Source organism: Noviherbaspirillum agri (assembly GCF_054780595.1).
Genome location: NZ_BAAGWA010000008.1, coordinates 39,657 through 54,321, shown reverse-complemented (window position 1 = coordinate 54,321; position 14,665 = coordinate 39,657). Strand labels below are relative to the sequence as shown.

Sequence of the window (14,665 nt, the reverse complement as noted above, 5' to 3'; positions counted from 1 at the left end):
AATTGGATACATTCGCCGGCCTCGATGCCACCTTCCTTGCGCGCATACAGTTTGCCTTTACCGTCAGCTTCCACATCATCTTTCCTGCCTTTTCCATCGGCCTGTCGGCATTCATCGCCACGCTGGAGGTGCTGTGGCTGCGCAGCGGTGAAGCGCACTACCATACGCTGGCACGCTTCTGGACCAAGATCTTTGCGGTGTCGTTTGCCATGGGCGTGGTGTCGGGCATCGTGCTGTCGTACCAGTTCGGCACCAACTGGAGCCGCTTCTCCGAAGTCGTCGGCAACACCATCGGCCCGGTGCTCGGCTATGAAGTGCTGACTGCGTTTTTCCTCGAGGCGAGCTTCCTCGGTGTGATGCTGTTCGGCTGGAACCGCGTGCCGCCATGGCTGCACACGACCGCTTCGATCATCGTCGCTTTCGGCACCGCCATCTCCGGATTCTGGATCCTGTCGGCCAACAGCTGGATGCAGACGCCGGCCGGCTTCGAACTGCGCGACGGCATTACCTACCCGGTCGACTGGTCGGAGATCATCTTCAATCCAAGCTTCCCCTATCGCTTCACGCACATGATGCTGGCGACTTACCTGACGACATCGCTGGTGGTGCTGGCGACCGGCGCGCGCTACGTTCTGCGTGGGAAATTCGAGCGCGAGGCGCACACGATGATCCGTATGGGCCTCGGCATGGTGGCCGTGCTCGCACCGACGCAATTGATTGTGGGTGACATGCACGGCCTCAATACGCTGGAACACCAGCCGGCAAAGATCGCCGCGATTGAAGCGCACTGGGACGGCAGCAAGCCGGCGCCGTTCGTGATCTTCGCCTGGCCGGACGAGAAGAATGAACGCAACATCGCCGAAATATCGATTCCCAAGGCGGGCAGCCTGATTCTCACGCATGACCCGAACGGCCTCTTCCCCGGCCTGCGCGACTTTGCACCGGAGGACCGTCCGCCTGTCAAACCGGTGTTCTTCATGTTCCGCGTAATGCTCGGCATCGGCATGCTGCTGATTGCCATCGGCCTCGTGGGCGCATTCCTGTGGTGGAAGAAGCACCTGTTCACGGCCAACTGGTACCTGAAGATCGTTGGTCAGTGCTGGCCGCTGGGATTCATTGCCATCATCGCCGGCTGGATCGTAACCGAGGTCGGGCGCCAGCCGTGGGTCGCGTACGGCATCCTGCGCACCGCGGATGCCGTGTCGCCAGTGTCGGCGGGGACTGTTGCGACTTCGCTGGCACTGTTTGTCCTTGTCTACTGCGTGGTGTTCTCAATAGGCATCCTCTACATCTACCGGATGCTGGTGAAGGGACCGAAACCGATTGCCGAAGCGCCACGGCATGAAGCACAAGCGCTGCCGAACCGCCCGCTGTCGGCGGCACAGGATGTGCAAGGAGAAACGCCATGAGCAATCTCGAATACATCCTGCCCATCATCTGGGCCTCTCTGATCGGCGTGTCGGTCGCGCTGTATGTGGTGCTCGACGGATTCGACCTTGGCATCGGCATCCTCTTCCCGTTCTTCAAGAACGAGGCCGAGCGCGACCTGGCAATGAATTCCGTCGCACCGTTTTGGGATGGCAACGAAACCTGGCTGGTGATGGGCGGTGCGGGCCTGTGGGTTGCCTTCCCGAAAGCCTATGCGCTGGTCATGCCGGCGGTGTACCTGCCGATCATCGTGATGCTGCTGGCACTGATCTTTCGCGGTGTCGCGTTCGAGTTCCGCTGGGTGGCCAAGCCGCGTCATCACAAATGGGATGTGGCGTTTGCCGCCGGCTCCACGCTGGCTGCGTTCGCGCAAGGCGTGGTGCTTGGCGCAATCCTGCAGGAGATCCGCGTCGAAAACGGCCAATATGCGGGCGGCGCATTCGACTGGCTGTCGCCGTTCTCGCTGATGTGCGGTGTGGCACTGGTCATCGGTTACGCGTTGCTTGGCGCAACCTGGCTGATCATGAAGACGGGTGGTGACGTGGAAGCGCATGCACGCCGCATGGGCGTGCCGCTGCTGTTTGTCCTGCTCGGCTTTATCGCCGTCGTCAGCATATGGACGCCATTGCTGATCGATCGCATCGCCGAGCGCTGGTTCAGCGTGCCCAACTTCTACTACCTGTCGCAGGTGCCGCTGGCGACGCTGCTGCTGGCCTGGCTGTGCTGGCGCGGTATCCGCAAGAACCGCAGCATCCTGCCCTTTGCGTCGGCCGTCGGCCTGTTCCTGCTCGCGTACGCGGGACTGGTCGTGTCCAACGCCCCCTATCTGGTTCCGCCCACCGTCACCTTGTGGGAAGCCGCCGCGGATCCATCGTCACAGCTGTTCTTCCTGATGGGAACGGTGGTGCTGCTGCCGATGATCCTTGGTTACATCGTGTTCGTCTTCTGGCTGTTCCGCGGCAAGCTGCAGCCGGGCGAGGGGTATCACTAGCCCAGATACAGCCAGGCCACGTCATTAATGCCGGTCACTTAGCTCGCGGCACTGCGTCGCATATCTTTGTCGTAACCCCGGCCACCGTGCCCGCTAGGACGCAGCCTCCTACCTTGTTCGACAGGCAATGGACCGCAGCGCCAATCTCCCGGTCAGACGGAAACTGCTCTCGGCGGCAGTGCGGCTGCGCATGCGCTTTGTTTCCTTCATAAACCGCTGACCGCATCAAACGGGCCACGCCCTGCACAATTATTCCCAAAACAGGAACAGTTCATTTCCAGAAATCGAATTTATTTCGTCGATTGAGAGGAATAAAGTGACGTCATTCGATGCACGAATGACTCAGACACCCAACAAATTCCCTGGAAAAGTAAAGGAAACATCATGAAGACCAAGCAACTGATCATCGCCTCCCTCCTCTCTGTTGTCGCTGCTGGCGCTTTTGCAGATACCACAGCCGTGACGCGCGCACAGGTAAAGCAGGAACTGCAAAACGACTTCGAGATCCGCCAGCAACTGATGCAGCATCAAGAAGTTGCCATGCGCGCCGGCTGCGATCTGAATGCAGAATCGTACGAAGCAAGCGCGCACATCGCCTGCAACAACCTGGTGCAGAAAATCGCGGCCAGCAACGGAAATGACGCGGCAGCGAAAGTGGCCAGCTTCAAGGCACAGAACCGCTGATCCAATAAGAACTGTCTTCCTGCAGGCGCAAGAGCTGATCTTGCGCCTGCAGTGCCGTATTTTCTGTACGGCTGCGCTGATTCATCCCGTCCATGCTCCCGGCACCGGCGATCAGACCGTATCTGGCGATGCGACTGCCGCACAGCGCATACTTCCACGCGATTGCGTGCGCCGGGACGCGGATGCGATTGGCCGATCCCGCCTGATGTGTACCCTCACAAAAAAATACGGCCGCAAGCTGCGGCCGTAACGTCTGCGACAGGACTATCCGTCCTCAGAACTCTTCCCAGTCACCCTGATCGCCGGGCCGCAGGTTGGCGACGCGCCGTGTGCTTACAGGAGCAACTGCCGTTTCAGGCGTCCGCCTGGGCACCGCCACGACGTTCGTCGTTGGCGCAGGCGCGCGAACCACGGGTGCTGCTGCGACGGATGCAGCGGACGCCGTAGCTGCATCGCCCAGCTTGAACACGCTGACCACATGCGACAGGTGAACCGCCTGTTCCTGCAGCGAGGCTGCAGCAGCGGCGGCCTCCTCCACCAATGCGGCGTTCTGCTGGGTGGTTTCGTCCATCTGGTTGATCGCCAGGTTGACTTGCTGAATCCCGTCCGTCTGCTCTTTGCTGGCAGTCGAGATCTCGCTCATGATGTCAGTCACGCGCTTTACGCTGTCGACGATCTCCTGCATCGTTGCGCCCGCCTGGTCGACCAGCTTGGCACCGTCGTCCACCTTCTCTACGGAGTCGTCGATCAGCGCCTTGATCTCCTTGGCTGCCGCCGCGGAGCGCTGTGCGAGGTGTCGCACTTCGGTGGCGACGACGGCAAAACCGCGGCCCTGCTCGCCGGCGCGCGCGGCTTCGACCGCCGCATTCAGCGCGAGGATGTTGGTCTGGAAGGCGATGCTGTCGATGACGCCGATGATGTCGACGATCTTCTTCGACGACGCATTGATCGAGGCCATCGTATCCACCACCTGCGATACGACTGCGCCACCCTTGACTGCGACTTCCGAAGCCGAGACGGCCAGCTGGTTGGCCTGGTAGGCGCTGTCGGCATTCTGCTTGACGGTGGAGGTCAGCTGCTCCATCGAAGAGGCGGTCTCTTCGAGCGAGCTGGCCTGCGTCTCCGTGCGGGCAGACAGATCCTGGTTACCGCTGGCAATCTGGCTCGATGCGGTGGCGATCGTCTCGGTACCATTGCGCACTTCGCTCACGATGCGCACCAGGCTGCCGTTCATTTCCTTCAGTGCCTGCAGCAGCTGGCCGGTTTCGTCGCCGGTAGTCACTTCGATACGGTTGGTCAGGTCGCCTGCTGCGACGCTCTTGGCCACCTTGACGGCGTCCGCCAGCGGATGCGCGATCGCGCGCACCAGCCAGATGCACATCACGGCGCCGATCAGCACGCCAAACAGGATGCCGCTGATGCAGCTGTTGCGCACCCAGCGGTAAATGGTCTGGTTCTTCTCGTATTCCGTCCTGGCAGTTTCGAGCTGATACTGCATCAGCGTGTTGACGCCGTCCGCCACCGGGGTAAACAAGGTGTTCATCTGGCCACGCATGACGGAAGTCGCCAGCGCAATGTCGTTGGCGCGCAATGCGACCACCGCCGGCTTCAGTCCATCCGCGACGAACTTGCGGCGGCTGTCGATGAACTTGTCCGCCAGCGCTTTTTCGTCGGGAGACATGTGGGGCGCCATTTCGGCCATATAGCCATCCCACACTTTATTGATTTCATTGATCCTCTGATCGACCCCGTCCATCTCCTTGCCAATACTTGCGGGATCGTCGGTGAGTGCCTGTGCCACCGCCAGCTGATTCCGGTTGATCAACCGCACGATATGGTCGAGCTTCCCCATCGGGACGAGACGCTGCTCGTAATTTACCTGCAAGGACTGGTTGGCCACATTAAGGCTGGTAAGGCCGATCACGCCGCCGGTGATGCACATCACAGACAGCAAGCCGACGACAAAAATCAGTCGCGACTTGATGGATAAATTCCTGAACATCCGGTATTCCCCTCACTGGTATTGATGGCGGGTCGGCACGAGCGAATTCACACGCGACCTGCACTCGTGACTTTACCCGAAAAGGGTTGCCCACGGTCAACAATCTAGGGAGGAATAAGCACCGAAAAGAAGGCCACCGCCTTAATTTCGATCAGGTAATTCGGAAGGACGGTTTGACCGCTGCATGAAAGCGGGAGATACCGAAAGCGGAATTGGCAGGACAGCAAGAAGAGCAATGATGGAAAGGCGTCATGCTCAATTTGCGACACACATTGAAAATCTTGCCATCACTTTTTCAAGCCCGGGGCGGCTCGAATAAGCGCCTTGATATACATATTGATTGCCGATGAAAAGCGACCGGACCACGTGCCCCGGTCGCTGTTCTTGTGCCACTCCTATCAAGCACCCGATGTTCAACGGTTGCTGTCAGTGAAAGTGACTGGGCTGGCTCTGCTGCTGTGCGACCTCCGCCGGCGGTGCTTTCGGTTTGCCCTGGGCATCGCTCAAGCGGTACTTGGTGCGACGGTCGCCCATCAAGTCGCGCAGTTCCCGAATGCTCATCCCGGTAGTCTCGTGCATACGGATCAGCAGTGACGCGCCGATCGGCAGGCGACGATGCCGGATCTTGCTGATGACCGGCGGCGCCACTTCCAGCATGCGTGAAAGCGCGGCGTCGTTCTTCAGATTCATCTTTTCCAGCAGCGTGTCGAGAAGGCGATTCGGGTCATACGTTTCCTGCCCGGCAAGTGCGTGGTCGTTCATGGGGTCAGACATGATTGCCTCCTGAGGTGGATAACACATCGTACTTAGGTGTAACAAATGACACCTTGACCGCGATTAAGTTTCCAGACACACCAGAAATTGTTCAGAAAATATCGCCGATCCTTGTCGCCGATCCTTAACCCACCTGGTTAATGGCATCGCTACCGGAAGGACAGCCGTTCTCTTTCTTGCCCTTCCTCCATTGAAATGATGGTGCGCTGTATTGTTTTCAATTGCATGGAACATTTACATCACACTTGCATACAACCTCCTCTTTTCCCCTGCCAAACGTGCCCGACATGACGGGCACAGGATTTGCACCCCTTTGTGGTCAACATCCCATGCACTGGTGCATTCGTCTTTTTCATGCAAGGAGGTTGTGATGAACTGGGACATGATTTCAGGTAACTGGAAGCAGTACAAAGGCAAGGTCAAGGAACAGTGGGGCAAGCTCACCGACGACCATATCGACACCATTGACGGGCAGCGCGAACAGCTCTCCGGAAAGATCCAGGAGGCGTACGGCATCGGCAAGGATGAAGCCGACGAGCAGATCCGCGATTTCGAACGCCGCCTGCATTGAACCGACCCATCCCGCCGGCCGGCTTGCGCCCTCACATGCCTCGGCACCGCAAGCGCGGAGTACCACCATCCGGCAAGCCAACCAGCGAGACAAGGAGGCCACTGAAATGGGAAGCAGCGATCAGCAAGGCAGCTTGGTGATATGCGTCTCCCCCGGCCTCAACCAAAGGTGGGATGTGTCGGAAAAGGGATCCGAAGAGCCACTCGCATCGTTTGACGATAAGGAGGATGCCTATGCGTATGCCATCGAGTTAACCCAGTCGAGAGAAGGCGCTACCGTCCTGGTCGAGGATGAGGAAGGATTCTCGCCGCTTGCGCTACCGGACGAACAGCGCGTGCGACAGCGGCGTCACGGCGGTGCCGGCTGAGCGTGCAGGCATGTGCGACATGCCGGGCCAGCTCTCGCGCTGTATCACGCCGGACAGAGGAATCTCAATATCGGAAGAAGCTGCAGGTGATGAACCAAATGACATGCACTTAGTCTACGGGTCAAGCCGGTTTATCAACATACATAGGAGGTAAAAATGAATTTTATTATCTGGATTGTTGTCGGCGGTATTCTCGGCTGGCTTGCCAGCCTCGTCATGCGCACTGATGCACAGCAGGGCATGTTGCTGAACATCGTGGTCGGCATTGTGGGTGCCCTGCTGGGCGGCTGGCTGCTCGCACCGCTATTCGGCACAGGCACCATCAACCAGAACGACTTCAGTATTTCGTCGCTGCTTGTGTCGTTCCTCGGGGCTGTTGTGCTATTGGCCATCGTGAACCTGCTGCGTCGCGGCACGCCACGCTAGAGCTTTTTTAGCCTGACTGTATGCGAGCCAAGTTCGGGCGGGGACGCCGAGTCCGAGAAGCAAAGCCGTACGTGAAGTACGGCGAGCATCGAAGGCTTGAGGTTGGCCGCGTACGGTTAGGAAAAAATGCGCTAACCATCAGCACGATAGAGTAGGTACCAAGAAGCACAACACTAATCCGGCCCTCATCAACGGTGTCGAGTAAAGGGTGCAGGACCAGATGCCAGGTCCTGCACTTCGACACCAAACCTGGCATCACCCCGCCCTCTCTTCCGATTTTTTCTTCCTGTAGGCGACAACCAGTGGTAGTGGCGCTGTGTCAGCTCCCTATCACCAACCGCGGCCAACCGCGACCGACCGCGATCAAATGCGCCTGAACGGATTGCCGAGAGATGCAACCGTCAAGCGACAGCATTTCTTTGGAAGAGTGTCAGATCAGATTGCCGTCAAGCCGCCATCCACGGCGAGCTGGTGCCCCGTCACGAAGGACGCACTGTCCGAACACAACCACAGTGCCGCATTGGCGATCTCCTGCGCCTCGCCGAGGCGGCCGATCGGGTGCACTTTCACAATGGTTTTCTCGCGCTTCGGTTCGCGCTCCAGCGCGCGGTCGAGCATCGGCGTGCGGATGATGCCAGGACACACCGTGTTGATACGAATGCCGAAGCGGCTGTACTCCGCAGCCGCCGTCTTCGTCAAACCGACCACGGCGTGCTTGCTTGCCGCATAGATCGGCTGTAACGGCGCACCGACGAGGCCGGCGACCGATGCGGTATTGACGATTGCACCGCCGCCCTGCTTCAACATCTGACGGATCTCCCGCTGCATGCACAGCCACACGCCCTTGACGTTCACGCTCATGATGCGGTCGAAGGTCGCTTCGTCCGACTCGGCCAGCGGCAGATGCTCGATTTCAATGCCTGCATTGTTGAATGCGCAGTCAAGGCGGCCATAGGTGGCGACGACTTTGCCGATCAGCGCTTCCACGTCTGCCGATCTGGAAATGTCGGCTTTGACGAACTGCGCGTCGCCACCTGCCTCGCGGATATCCGACACGGTCTGCTCGCCACCGGAAGTATCCACATCAGATACGGTAACGCGCGCGCCTTCGCGTGCAAAGCTGATTGCCGCTGCGCGACCGATGCCGCTGGCGCCACCGGTGACCAACACCGACTTGCCTGTAAATGAAGAACCGCTCATATGCTCCCGTTCAATTCCGTCATGCTGTCGAGAACGGCAGGGTGTAAGGATGCACACCCTGCCCTGTCCTTTATTGCTTGTACTTCTTCAGTTCCATCTTGCCGATCTGGTTACGGTGCACTTCATCCGGGCCGTCGGCCAGACGCAGTGTGCGCGCCTGCGCATACGAGTAGGCAAGGTTGAAGTCATTCGACACACCGGCACCGCCGTGCGCCTGGATCGCCCAGTCGATCACCTGGCAAGCCATGTTCGGCGCAGCAACCTTGATCATCGCGATTTCCTTCGCGGCGACCTTGTTGCCGACGGTATCCATCATGTACGCGGCATTGAGCACCAGGAAACGCGCCTGGTCGATCATGATGCGCGCATTGGCAATGCGCTCCAGCGTGACGGTCTGCTCCGCAATCGCGCGACCGAATGCGACGCGCTTGAGCGAGCGGCGGCACATATCTTCCAGCGCACGCTCGGCCAGGCCGATCAGGCGCATGCAGTGGTGGATGCGGCCCGGCCCGAGGCGGCCCTGCGCGATTTCGAAGCCACGGCCTTCGCCGAGCAGGATGTTGGAGACAGGTACGCGCACATCCTTGAAGTGCACCTCGCCGTGGCCGTGCGGCGCATCGTCGTAGCCGAACACCGGCAGATGGCGCACGATAGTGACACCGGGCGTGTCGCGCGGCACCACGATCATCGACTGCTGCTTGTGCCTCTCCGCCGTCGGATCGGTCTTGCCCATGAAGATGAACACCTTGCAGCGCGGATCGTTCGCGCCGGACGACCACCACTTGCGGCCGTTGATCACGTACTCGTCGCCGTCGCGCACGATGGACGCTTCGATATTGGTCGCATCCGACGATGCCACCGCCGGCTCGGTCATCGCGAAGCAGGAACGGATCTCGCCTGCGAGCAGCGGCTCCAGCCACTGCTTCTTGATTTCCTCGCTCGCATAGCGCTCCAGCGTTTCCATGTTGCCGGTGTCGGGCGCATTGCAGTTGAACACTTCTGCGGACCACAGCGAACGGCCCATGATTTCGCACAAGGGCGCGTATTCGAGGTTGGTGAGGCCGGCGCCGCGATGCGAGTCCGGCAGGAACAGGTTCCACAGGCCTTGCGCCTTGGCCTTTTGCTTCAGCTCTTCAACGATCGTGGTCGGCACCCAGGCATTGCCCTTGGCGCGGTTCGCTTCAATTTCAGCAAAGAACTTCCCTTCGTTCGGATAGATGTACTCGTCCATGAACGCATTCAAGCGTTTCTGCAGGTCTTTTACCTTGTCGCTGTATTGGAAGTCCATTTGTCACTCCATCAGGTTATGCGCGATGCGCGGTGTGGGTAGTAGGTCGTGTAAAGGTGATCGGGTTTAGGCAAGCAGGTAGCCGCCATCGACGTTCAGGCAGGCACCGGTCGTGTAGCTCGCGGCATCCGACACAAGATAGAGCACGGCGCCGGCCATCTCGTCCGGCTGCGCGACGCGGCGCATCGGCACATGCGGCATCAGGTGGTTGAGCACCGCCGGGTTGTGCACCAGCGCGGCAGCGAACTTGGTATCGGTGGCACCAGGAAGCAATGCATTGACCCGCACGCCGGACTGCGCGCATTCCTTGGCGAATGCCTGCGTCATCGATATGACGGCGGCCTTGGTGATCGAATAAATGCCTTGCATGTCGCCTGGAATCACGCCGTTGACGGAGGCAACATTGACGATACTGCCGCCGCCGTTCTTCATCATCAGCTTCGTGCCATGCACCGAGCTGTAGAAATAGCCGCGGATATTGACGTCGACCGTTTTCTGGAAGGAGCCGATATCGGTATCGACGATGCGGCCGAAGTAAGGATTGGTGGCGGCATTGTTGACGAGGATGTCGAGCTTGCCATGCTTGCTCTCGATGCCGGCGAACAGCGCTTCGATCTGCGCCATTTCACCGATGTGGCACGCCATCGTCTCGGCCGAGCCGCCTGCCTCGCGGATTGCGGCAACCACCGCATCGCAGGATTCCGCCTTGCGGCTGGACACGATCACATGCGCGCCATAGGCAGCCAGCGTCTTCGCGATGGATTCGCCGATGCCGCGGCTGGCGCCGGTAACGAGAGCGATTTTTCCGGTGAGGTCGAACAGGTTTTTCATGTGAGGTCCTAGTGTCCTGAGTCAGAAGTTCGTTGAAAAATAAAACTGATGCAATGGGCGCCAAGCGAGGCGCAAAACGGAGCAAGGCCGGATGCCTTGCGAGTATTTAACGCGGCCGGCGAGGTGCGGCCGGCGAGGCGAGGGATGGTGTCCATTTCATCGGTTTTATTCATCGAATTTCGGATTCAGGACACTACCGGTAGGTAATGGAATGGGGCTGCCCGAAAAGCTCGAGATGGGCGTAATTGTTCAGATAGCTGAGCGTCACGCGTGTCGGCGACCCGCCGCCTGAACGATAAAGCAGCTTGGTGACGGCCGAGTTGACCAGTGTCCAGTTAAGTTCTGCGACCTGCCGGTCGGTCAGGCCGATCACATGCTGGCAAAGCGTTGCGATGGTGCCGCCGGAGGTAAACACGACGATGGATTGCGACTTGTCCGCGCTGTCGAGCAGACGCTGTAACGCACCAACGCAGCGCGCGCGAAACACCGGCCAAGGCTCGCGATAATCGCTGTCATGCTCGCCGCCCATCCAGCGCGCCATCGCCGATTCGAAAATTTCCTGGAACGCATGCTTCGCATTCGGGCTGGACATCAGAAAGCGCTTCACGACCTCGCGGTCGTCAAAGTCCGGCCGGTGACGCACCAGCACTTCGTGATGGTCGTATTCGTTGAAACCGGGGTCAGTATGCCATTCAGCCTGCGCTAGCCGCCCTTCCGGCAACTGGCTGATGCACGCGTCGGCAGTCTGCCTGTGCCGCGCGAGGTCGCCGGTGACCACGCGGTGGAACTGCTGGCGGGACTGCGCAAACCATTGCCCGAGCATGCGCGACTGCTCCGCGCCGAGGTCGGACAACTGGTCGTAATTCACGCTGCCAAAGGAAGCCTGTCCATGCCGGACGAGGTAAATCTGCCCCATTGTCGTTCCGCTTTCCGCTTACCTAGGATTGTGGAGAGCATATCGCCGGGTATAGAATCGATCAAATGAATAGTTATTATTGGACTATATAAATCTGATGCATATTTCGCGGGTCGATCTGAATCTTTTTACTGTCTTTGATGCGATCTACACTGAAGGCAGTGTCACGCGTGCGAGCCAGAAGCTGAACCTGACGCAGCCGGCGATCAGCCATGCGCTGGGGCGCCTGCGCCAGCTGTTCGACGATCCGCTGTTCGTGCGGCAAGGGCATGCGATGGTGTCCACGCCGCTGGCGCGCACGCTGATCGAACCGATCCGCCGCTCGCTGCGCGGACTGGAAGTGACATTGAACGGCCTGCATGTGTTCGACCCGGCGACCACGAACAAGCGCTTCAACCTCGCGCTGCGGGATGTGCTGGAAGCCACCATCCTGCCGCCGCTCATGCGCCGCGTGCGGGAAAGCGCGCCGCAAGTCGACATTGCAGCCAGTCAGGTGGAACGCAGGGAACTGGAAAGCGAACTGGCTGCCGGCACGCTCGACGTTGCGATCGATGTGCTGCTGCCGTTGGCGTCCGACATCATGCGCACCCGGATTTACCAGGATTCAACGGTGGTGGTGGTGCGGCAGGGACATCCCGTCATCGACGGCACGCTGGACATCGATACCTACCTGAAGCAGGACCACATCCTCGCCAGCTCGCGCCGGCGCGGCCCGGGACTGGAAGACTTCGAGCTCAGCCGCTTCGGCCTGGAACGGCATATCCGGCTGCGTTGCCAGCACTACTTCGCCGCCTGCCGCGTCGTCAGCCAGACCGACATGCTGCTGACCATGCCCGGCCGCTACGCGCACATCGCCAACAAGCAGTTCGGCAACCAGATCCTGCCCTTCCCACTTGAGGTGCCGGCATTCGACGTCTTCCTGTACTGGCACGCCAACGTCGACAATGACCCAGCCAACCGCTGGTTCCGGCAGCAGGTGATGCAGTCGATCCTGGATTGATTCGCGACCGGCTGCAGCATTTGCCTGCTCACCTGCCTGCTGACCTGCGTTGGAAGAAAACGCAACAAGATTTTGAAAAGGCTGATCTGCACGGCTGCGCAATCTACACAGCCGCTATCTGGGCCGCGTCATTTCTTCCGGCCTGACCCAGCAGTCAAAATCCTCAACCGATACATAACCGAGCGCCAGCGCCGCCTCCTTCAGAGTGGTGCCGTCCTTGTGCGCCTTCTTCGCAATCTGCGCCGCACGGTCATAGCCGATATGCGGCGCCAGCGCCGTCACCAGCATCAGCGAACGCTCCATCAGCTCGTCAATCCGCGCCTTGTTCGCTTCAATGCCGCGTGCACAATGCTCGTCAAAGCTGCGCATGCCGTCCGCCAGCAAGCGCACGCTTTGCAGGAAGTTATGCGCGATCAGCGGCTTGAACACATTCAGCTCGAAGTTGCCCGACGCACCGCCGAAGTTGATCGCCACATCATTGCCGAACACTTGGCAACACAGCATCGTCACCGCCTCGCACTGCGTCGGATTGACCTTGCCCGGCATGATGGAACTGCCCGGCTCATTCTCGGGAATCGTGATCTCCCCCAAGCCGGAGCGCGGCCCGGAAGCCAGCCAGCGCACATCATTTGCGATCTTCATCAGTGCCGCGGCAAGCGTCTTCAAGGCGCCATGGGCAGCCACCATCGGCTCATGCCCGGCCAGGGCGGCGAACTTGTTCGATGCGCCCTTGAATGGCAGGCCAGTGTCCTTCGCAAGCATGCCGGCGACCCGTTCGCCAAACTCCGGATGCGTATTCAACCCCGTCCCCACCGCGGTCCCGCCCACGGCGAGTTCGCACAGCGGATGCAGCGTTGCCTCGACTGCAAGCAAAGCCAGGCGCAGCTGTTCCACGTAGCCCGAAAACTCCTGCCCCAATGTCAGCGGCGTTGCATCCTGCAAATGCGTGCGCCCGATCTTGATGATGTCCGAGAACGCAGCCGCCTTCGCCTCCAGTGTTGCCCGCAGTTCCCGCACTGCCGGCAACAGGCGCTTGACGATGCCAATGCTCGCGGCAACGTGCATCGCCGTAGGGAAAATATCGTTCGACGACTGACCGAGATTGACTTCATCGTTGGGATGCACCAGCCGCCCCTCACCGATCGGCCCGCCGAGCAATTCCGAGGCACGATTGGCCAGCACCTCATTCATGTTCATGTTGGACTGTGTACCGGATCCCGTTTGCCAGACGGACAGGCGGAATTCTTCCCGATGCAAGTCAGCAACGACTTCGTCGCAGGCTTGAACAATCGCATCGGCTTTATCGCGATCCAACCGTCCGAGATCGCGATTGACGCGGGCACATGCACGCTTGACCATCGCCAGCGCTGCAATGAGCTCCTCCGGCATGCGTTCGGTGGAAATATGGAAATGCTCGAGCGAGCGCTGGGTTTGGGCGCCCCATAGGCGGTCTGCGGGGACTTCGATGGGGCCGAAGGTGTCGCGTTCTATCCTTGTTGTCATGATTTCCTCCTGACGGTGGATATTAGAACGCTTGCAAGGGCAATTGGTTTTCTTCCCGTCCAAATGGACAGGCATCCCCAAAAAGCGCTTCTATCGCTGCTCGAACTCGACAAGGATTTTCATGCGTGCCCTGCTTGGTTTTCCACCCTTCATTCCGGGTTGCATCCTTGCCTTCATAAATGTGTCGACGGCTGCCTTTTCAAACTCAGGAGGCAATTCGGATTTGTCGATCTCGATACGTTCAACATGCCCGTCAGCATCAATATATAGGACAAGAACGCCCGTTGCCTTGCTCTGATTCAGCTGCGCATCCGGGTAAGGAATGACCACCGGCGCTTCGGGGTAGGGACGGGCGTCCAGCTCTCCAGCAGGCAAGTAAGGCGCTTCTGCCGGGGGCAAGCTAGCCAATACATCCTCACCAGGCTGAGCAGTCTGCAGCGCATCCGCTACCTTCCCAGTGGGTGGCATCTCCTTCTCAACCTCGTAATCTGCCGTATTCGGGAGTATTTCGGTTTCGCCTGCATCAGTTTCAGGCAAGGTCGGTTTGGAATAAATTGCTACGTCAAGTACTCGTTCGGCCTGCGTCTCCACGACAGGAGAGCGTGCATGGGATATAAATATTGCAAGCGGCAGAATGTGCAGCACCAGTGCAGCAAGCAAGCTATACCGCGTACGTTTTTCCAT

Annotated in this window: 15 protein-coding genes; 7 read left to right on the top strand and 8 right to left on the bottom strand. The window is 59.4% G+C overall.

The window, feature by feature from the left end; all coding sequences use genetic code 11:
• Nucleotides 1–2: 2 nt before the first annotated feature.
• From ACYVIA_RS14740 to ACYVIA_RS14730, 3 genes are all read left to right on the top strand, one after another.
• Nucleotides 3–1,409, top strand: coding sequence for a cytochrome ubiquinol oxidase subunit I (locus ACYVIA_RS14740; RefSeq protein WP_460842025.1), 1,407 nt, complete (start codon nucleotides 3–5; stop codon nucleotides 1,407–1,409).
• The gene (gene cydB, locus ACYVIA_RS14735) at nucleotides 1,406–2,419 is read left to right on the top strand and encodes a cytochrome d ubiquinol oxidase subunit II (protein ID WP_460842023.1); all 1,014 of its coding nucleotides are present in this window, start codon (nucleotides 1,406–1,408) and stop codon (nucleotides 2,417–2,419) included. Before ACYVIA_RS14740 ends, cydB begins: the two co-directional genes overlap by 4 nt.
• A gap of 384 nt (nucleotides 2,420–2,803) precedes the next feature.
• Nucleotides 2,804–3,103 carry a DUF4148 domain-containing protein gene (locus ACYVIA_RS14730; RefSeq protein WP_460842020.1) on the top strand — a complete coding sequence of 100 codons (300 nt, stop codon included), beginning with the start codon at nucleotides 2,804–2,806 and terminating at the stop codon, nucleotides 3,101–3,103.
• A gap of 274 nt (nucleotides 3,104–3,377) precedes the next feature.
• Here the strand turns inward: ACYVIA_RS14730 and ACYVIA_RS14725 are convergent, their stop codons facing one another.
• Nucleotides 3,378–5,105, bottom strand: a complete 1,728-nt coding sequence (locus ACYVIA_RS14725) for a methyl-accepting chemotaxis protein (protein ID WP_460842018.1) — start codon at nucleotides 5,103–5,105, stop codon at nucleotides 3,378–3,380.
• 426 nt (nucleotides 5,106–5,531) lie between these two features.
• Nucleotides 5,532–5,867, bottom strand: a complete 336-nt coding sequence (locus tag ACYVIA_RS14720; protein WP_460842244.1) for a hypothetical protein — start codon at nucleotides 5,865–5,867, stop codon at nucleotides 5,532–5,534.
• 382 nt (nucleotides 5,868–6,249) lie between these two features.
• Between ACYVIA_RS14720 and ACYVIA_RS14715 the strand changes: the two genes are divergently transcribed.
• From ACYVIA_RS14715 to ACYVIA_RS14705, 3 genes are all read left to right on the top strand, one after another.
• Complete coding sequence (locus ACYVIA_RS14715) at nucleotides 6,250–6,450, top strand: CsbD family protein (protein ID WP_460842017.1); 201 nt, start codon at nucleotides 6,250–6,252, stop codon at nucleotides 6,448–6,450.
• Nucleotides 6,451–6,556: 106 nt separating this feature from the next.
• Nucleotides 6,557–6,817 carry a DUF2188 domain-containing protein gene (locus ACYVIA_RS14710; protein ID WP_460842015.1) on the top strand — a complete coding sequence of 87 codons (261 nt, stop codon included), beginning with the start codon at nucleotides 6,557–6,559 and terminating at the stop codon, nucleotides 6,815–6,817.
• 156 nt (nucleotides 6,818–6,973) lie between these two features.
• On the top strand, nucleotides 6,974–7,243 hold the full coding sequence (locus ACYVIA_RS14705; protein WP_460842013.1) for a GlsB/YeaQ/YmgE family stress response membrane protein: 270 nt from the start codon (nucleotides 6,974–6,976) through the stop codon (nucleotides 7,241–7,243).
• A 435-nt stretch (nucleotides 7,244–7,678) separates the two neighbouring features.
• On the opposite strand, the gene ACYVIA_RS14700 is transcribed toward ACYVIA_RS14705, so the two are convergent.
• The 4 genes from ACYVIA_RS14700 to ACYVIA_RS14685 all read right to left on the bottom strand — a co-directional run bounded on the left by ACYVIA_RS14700 (nucleotide 7,679) and on the right by ACYVIA_RS14685 (nucleotide 11,478).
• Complete coding sequence (locus ACYVIA_RS14700; RefSeq protein ID WP_460842012.1) at nucleotides 7,679–8,443, bottom strand: SDR family oxidoreductase; 765 nt, start codon at nucleotides 8,441–8,443, stop codon at nucleotides 7,679–7,681.
• A gap of 70 nt (nucleotides 8,444–8,513) precedes the next feature.
• Nucleotides 8,514–9,731, bottom strand: a complete 1,218-nt coding sequence (locus ACYVIA_RS14695; RefSeq protein ID WP_460842010.1) for an acyl-CoA dehydrogenase family protein — start codon at nucleotides 9,729–9,731, stop codon at nucleotides 8,514–8,516.
• Between the two features lie 66 nt (nucleotides 9,732–9,797).
• The gene (locus tag ACYVIA_RS14690; RefSeq protein ID WP_460842009.1) at nucleotides 9,798–10,562 is read right to left on the bottom strand and encodes an SDR family oxidoreductase; all 765 of its coding nucleotides are present in this window, start codon (nucleotides 10,560–10,562) and stop codon (nucleotides 9,798–9,800) included.
• Between the two features lie 193 nt (nucleotides 10,563–10,755).
• Nucleotides 10,756–11,478 (bottom strand): histidine phosphatase family protein, encoded by a 723-nt coding sequence (locus tag ACYVIA_RS14685; protein ID WP_460842008.1) that lies wholly within the window; start codon nucleotides 11,476–11,478, stop codon nucleotides 10,756–10,758.
• Between the two features lie 97 nt (nucleotides 11,479–11,575).
• On the opposite strand from ACYVIA_RS14685, the gene ACYVIA_RS14680 reads away from it, so the two are divergent.
• Nucleotides 11,576–12,478, top strand: coding sequence for a LysR family transcriptional regulator (locus tag ACYVIA_RS14680; protein WP_460842243.1), 903 nt, complete (start codon nucleotides 11,576–11,578; stop codon nucleotides 12,476–12,478).
• Nucleotides 12,479–12,592: 114 nt separating this feature from the next.
• Here ACYVIA_RS14680 and fumC read toward each other — a convergent pair whose 3' ends face one another.
• Both fumC and ACYVIA_RS14670 read right to left on the bottom strand, forming a co-directional pair.
• Complete coding sequence (gene fumC / locus ACYVIA_RS14675) at nucleotides 12,593–13,981, bottom strand: class II fumarate hydratase (protein ID WP_460842006.1); 1,389 nt, start codon at nucleotides 13,979–13,981, stop codon at nucleotides 12,593–12,595.
• 90 nt (nucleotides 13,982–14,071) lie between these two features.
• Nucleotides 14,072–14,665, bottom strand: coding sequence for a TonB family protein (locus tag ACYVIA_RS14670; protein ID WP_460842004.1), 594 nt, complete (start codon nucleotides 14,663–14,665; stop codon nucleotides 14,072–14,074).

Coding starts and splice junctions, on each gene's coding strand:
- cydB (WP_460842023.1), top strand. CDS start 1,406: ATGAGCAATCTCGAATACATCCTGCCCATCATCTGGGCCTCTCTGATC.
- ACYVIA_RS14730 (WP_460842020.1), top strand. CDS start 2,804: ATGAAGACCAAGCAACTGATCATCGCCTCCCTCCTCTCTGTTGTCGCT.
- ACYVIA_RS14725 (WP_460842018.1), bottom strand. CDS start 5,105: ATGTTCAGGAATTTATCCATCAAGTCGCGACTGATTTTTGTCGTCGGC.
- ACYVIA_RS14720 (WP_460842244.1), bottom strand. CDS start 5,867: ATGAACGACCACGCACTTGCCGGGCAGGAAACGTATGACCCGAATCGC.
- ACYVIA_RS14715 (WP_460842017.1), top strand. CDS start 6,250: ATGAACTGGGACATGATTTCAGGTAACTGGAAGCAGTACAAAGGCAAG.
- ACYVIA_RS14710 (WP_460842015.1), top strand. CDS start 6,557: ATGGGAAGCAGCGATCAGCAAGGCAGCTTGGTGATATGCGTCTCCCCC.
- ACYVIA_RS14705 (WP_460842013.1), top strand. CDS start 6,974: ATGAATTTTATTATCTGGATTGTTGTCGGCGGTATTCTCGGCTGGCTT.
- ACYVIA_RS14700 (WP_460842012.1), bottom strand. CDS start 8,443: ATGAGCGGTTCTTCATTTACAGGCAAGTCGGTGTTGGTCACCGGTGGC.
- ACYVIA_RS14695 (WP_460842010.1), bottom strand. CDS start 9,731: ATGGACTTCCAATACAGCGACAAGGTAAAAGACCTGCAGAAACGCTTG.
- ACYVIA_RS14690 (WP_460842009.1), bottom strand. CDS start 10,562: ATGAAAAACCTGTTCGACCTCACCGGAAAAATCGCTCTCGTTACCGGC.
- ACYVIA_RS14685 (WP_460842008.1), bottom strand. CDS start 11,478: ATGGGGCAGATTTACCTCGTCCGGCATGGACAGGCTTCCTTTGGCAGC.
- ACYVIA_RS14680 (WP_460842243.1), top strand. CDS start 11,576: ATGCATATTTCGCGGGTCGATCTGAATCTTTTTACTGTCTTTGATGCG.
- fumC (WP_460842006.1), bottom strand. CDS start 13,981: ATGACAACAAGGATAGAACGCGACACCTTCGGCCCCATCGAAGTCCCC.
- ACYVIA_RS14670 (WP_460842004.1), bottom strand. CDS start 14,665: ATGGAAAAACGTACGCGGTATAGCTTGCTTGCTGCACTGGTGCTGCAC.